Below are 4,064 nucleotides of genomic sequence, written 5' to 3'. Positions count from 1 at the left end.
AAAAAAGGAGTTATTACGGATTCAAACACAACCACCTCAGATACGAAAAAGCCAGCCATGGAAGCCAGGGCTGGCTTGAAAGGTTAGGACAAGTATTCCTTATCCCACCTTTTAACTCTTAATACTTAGTCGTTTTCTACGCTTGCACCAGAGCTCAATTTATCGGCCAGGCCGCCTAGATCAGCCATAACATCATTGCTACGTGCCTCTACGCCAAACTCATCAACCATCAGTTTCTGAACTTTAAGCATGTGCAACATGTACTCTTTCATAGTAATAGAAGAGGACTGAACGTAGTTACCTTTAGCATCAATGCCTGTCACCTGAGTGTTACCTAACAGAACCGGGCTGAAACCGATTAGACGGTTCAGCTTAACAGCCGTTCCACCCAGGTTTTTCTTACCTGTCTGCAATGCCATTGCGAAGCCTTTTAGTTCACCCCAATGCTTAGCATATTTACGGAATTCTTTAGCTACATCACCATTGGATTCGATCAGCTTATCCAGTTTCTGTAGATCTTTATAAGTAGAACCCGCGTATTTAAATACCGCTTCGGCGATCACTTTTTCCCAGTTTGCTTCGATGGTCTTAGCGTAGCCTTTCAGCTTACTGCGCTGAGCATCTGTCAACGCTTCACCTTTAGCATCAGTAATCAACTGGCGACCATCAATGAACGCCTGAGTGATGGTGTGAAAATAGTTAGTTTTACCGCTCTTATCAGCACCCGCAGCATAATAAGCATGAGCAAAAACCATCTCATTGTATAGCGATACTTTGCCGTCTTTATTCGCATCCGCTAGTGCAAATGCATCATCTTTTTGCTTAGCAACACTGTAAGCCTGCTTAGGTGCCAAAGACAGCGCATTCGCTGGAGCGCCAAAGTAACCAAACGCCTCATCCCAAACATGCTCTTTACCTGTGTAAGGCTTACCTTCTTTGTACGCCTTATTATTTGGCTTAGTATCAGCTTCAAGCTTTTCATCCAGGTAGTTATCAACAGCCTGGTTATAGAATACTGCACCCATAGCAAACTTAGAGATCAACTGTGCATAATCATAGCCTGCCAGTGGATCGTAGCCTTTGTTAGCGACAGCTGCTTTTTCAATCATGAATGTCAGCACTTCTTCGCCAGTCATGTTACCCGGCCAACCCGCTACGGCACCTTTGTAAGTTTTACCCGCAAGGTTTTTCTTTTTAGACAGCTCGTCAACTTTGATTTCAGCAACAACAAAACCACCTTTAGTCGCTGGTGCAATAATGTCACGACCTGCATCTTTACCCGCGTAATATGCAAGCATCTGAGCTTTAAGCTCTTCATTAGGCTGGCCATTGCCTTTTCCTGCCAGTTTTTTCAGGCTGGTATGTAATACCTGACGTGCCGCCTGCCCTGTGTATGCAACAGAGTGTTTAGCATCACCTTTGTAATCTTTAACTGTAACCGGGAAATCCGCATAGTTCTGAGCAGCGAACGACTGAGAAGCAGCAGCCAGAGCAACTGCAGAAACAATAACCTTAAGTTTCACCTAACAACCCCTTAAATTGATATGACTTAGAGGAACATCCAAATTTGGCAAGAAAGTTATCATAGAGGAAAAGAGAATACTACCGATAAACATTCTCATTAAGATAAACAATATAATTATTTGATCTATGTTAATGTTTTTATTTTTTCTCCTGCCCTATAAAATTCAACAAAATCCCAGGCAGGCCAGACATGAATCTCATTCTTCTTTTTGAATCCGACTTCACATCCTCGAATATCGCCGTCATTGCTGATCGCCGTTACCAGCATATCTCGCAGATTCAGAAACCCGAGATAGGGGAAACGCTTAAGGTTGGCTTGCTAAACGGCCATATGGGAACTGGCCAGGTATTAGCCATAGATGAAAGCAGTATCAAATTCCAAGTTATCCTGAACTCACAGCCCCCTGCACCACTACCCTGCACATTACTCTTAGCCTTACCACGGCCAAAGATGCTTAAACGTGTTCTGCAAACTGTATCTGCCATGGGGGTCAAGCAACTCTATCTGATCAACTCTTACCGCGTGGATAAGAGCTATTGGAGCAGCCCCGTACTTGAAAAGCAGATTAATGAACATCTGTTGCTAGGTCTTGAACAGGCTGGAGACACGGTGATGCCGGAAGTTCATTTAAGAAAGCGATTCAAACCCTTTGTAGAAGATGAACTGCCGGATATTGCTAGAAATAGTAGAGCTATTGTTGCCCACCCCTACCTGGCGAAACCCTGCCCTACAGCAGAGAACACCCTAACAACACTCGCGATAGGTCCTGAAGGTGGTTTTATCCCTTATGAGATCGAAAAGCTGAATGAAGCAGGATTTGAATCTGCCCATATTGGCGAACGGATATTGAGAGTAGAAACCGCAGTGCCTGCACTGTTATCAAGACTATTCCCGATCTAATAAAGCTACGAACAGGTATAGAACACCAACTATGCGCAATACATTTACTTAAAGAACCACTGTAGCGAGGCTCGCCCCGTGCCGATATATTAGTCTTTTCGGTATATTGATAGTTCCAGCTGAAAGTATGCGACTTATTTACTCACTCCTAAAGCATCAAAATATTTTTCCCAGTCAAACCCCGGCCCTGGATCGGTTTTACGCCCAGGCGCTATATCAGAGTGACCAGTAATCCTCTCCTCCGTAATCGCCGGATATTGATGCCGAATCTCGCGAGTTAATCGAACTAATGCTCGATATTGTTGCTCGGTAAAAGTATCGTCATCACAACCTTCCAGCTCAATACCGATAGAAAAGTCATTACAAGCTTCGCGACCTTCATATTCAGATACACCAGCGTGCCAGGCTCGTTTACTCAGGGGAACAAACTGGGTAACAGTACCATCGCGCTCCACCAATAAATGGGCTGAAACTTTCAAATTCTTAATTTCGCTAAAGAAAGGATGATCATCGACAGGCAGCTTGTTCTGAAAAAACTGCTGAATATAGCCACCACCATACTGCTTTGGCGGCAGGCTTATATTGTGAATAACCAAGAGCGATATATCACTATCCACTGGACGCTCATTAAAATTAGGCGATGGAACAACCTCTACACCTTGTTGCCAGATTTGTTCGTCTTTGTTGGCCATTCCCCTACCCGCCAGACAGCATTTTCGTTAGAATTACCCGTTCATTTTAACAAAGGCCAGTTCGTAATCCAGGCCAGCCAATTCCAGGGTTTAACATGCTTACTCGCGCTGATATTCAACACCTTATTCCTGATGCTGTAAAAAATGCGCTGCTTGAAGATATAGGTACAGGCGATATAACCGCACAGTTGATACCCAGCGAGCAGAGAGCAACAGCACGCATCATTAGTCGCCAGGAAGCGGTTATTTGTGGCGTCGATTGGGTAACCGAAGTCTTTCGCCAGGTTGATCCCGAGTTGGAACTGGATTGGCAGGTTGATGATGGAGATCTGGTTCAGAGAGATCAGGTTTTATTCTGGGCTAAAGGATCTGCACGAAACCTTTTAACAGCCGAACGGGCTGCACTCAACTTCCTGCAAACCCTTTCAGGTACGGCCACTGTCAGCAAAATGTATTCAGACAAAGTAGCAGGCACCTCAGTAAAACTTCTGGATACCCGTAAAACTCTACCGGGACTTCGTTTTGCGCAGAAGTATGCGGTTACATGCGGCGGATGTTTCAATCACCGTATCGGACTATTTGATGCATTCCTGATCAAAGAAAACCACATCATGGCCTGCGGAGGCATCAAAGAAGCTATTCAGACAGCGCAAAACAACGAACCTGGAAAGCCGGTAGAAGTTGAAGTCGAAACTATGGATGAGCTGCAACAGGCACTCGATGCTGGAGCTGATATCATCATGCTGGATAACTTCTCGCTTGAAGATATGCGTAAATCTGTAGAGATAACACGTGGCGTGGCTAAACTAGAGGCCTCAGGCGGCATTACTGATGAGACATTACGCCCAATTGCTGAAACCGGCGTCGATTACATATCCATTGGAGCGCTGACTAAGCATTGCCAGGCGATAGACCTTTCCATGCGCCTGATTGATTGATCAGCGCGG

General features: G+C 45.0%; 4 protein-coding genes. 2 read left to right on the top strand and 2 right to left on the bottom strand.

All coding sequences use genetic code 11. From position 1 onward, the window contains the following. Window positions 1-125: 125 nt before the first annotated feature. Entirely contained in the window at window positions 126-1,523 is a 1,398-nt protein-coding gene (locus MED92_RS06945; protein ID WP_007020810.1) for a DUF4856 domain-containing protein, read from the bottom strand. A gap of 191 nt (window positions 1,524-1,714) precedes the next feature. On the opposite strand from MED92_RS06945, the gene MED92_RS06940 reads away from it, so the two are divergent. Continuing rightward, window positions 1,715-2,425 (top strand): 16S rRNA (uracil(1498)-N(3))-methyltransferase, encoded by a 711-nt coding sequence (locus MED92_RS06940; protein ID WP_007020809.1) that lies wholly within the window; start codon window positions 1,715-1,717, stop codon window positions 2,423-2,425. Between the two features lie 134 nt (window positions 2,426-2,559). Here the strand turns inward: MED92_RS06940 and ampD are convergent, their stop codons facing one another. Beyond that, on the bottom strand, window positions 2,560-3,117 hold the full coding sequence (gene ampD / locus MED92_RS06935) for a 1,6-anhydro-N-acetylmuramyl-L-alanine amidase AmpD (RefSeq protein ID WP_007020808.1): 558 nt from the start codon (window positions 3,115-3,117) through the stop codon (window positions 2,560-2,562). 95 nt (window positions 3,118-3,212) lie between these two features. Here ampD and nadC point away from each other — a divergent pair, with 95 nt between their 5' ends. Further along, a complete protein-coding gene (gene nadC / locus MED92_RS06930) occupies window positions 3,213-4,055 on the top strand; it encodes a carboxylating nicotinate-nucleotide diphosphorylase (RefSeq protein ID WP_007020807.1) in 843 nt (280 codons plus the stop codon). The last annotated feature ends 9 nt before the right edge of the window (window positions 4,056-4,064 follow it).

This window comes from Neptuniibacter caesariensis (assembly GCF_000153345.1).
In the GTDB taxonomy this organism is placed as follows: domain Bacteria; phylum Pseudomonadota; class Gammaproteobacteria; order Pseudomonadales; family Balneatricaceae; genus Neptuniibacter; species Neptuniibacter caesariensis.
Note: the sequence above shows the minus strand (reverse complement) of the source record. Positions and strands in the feature narration are given on the sequence as shown.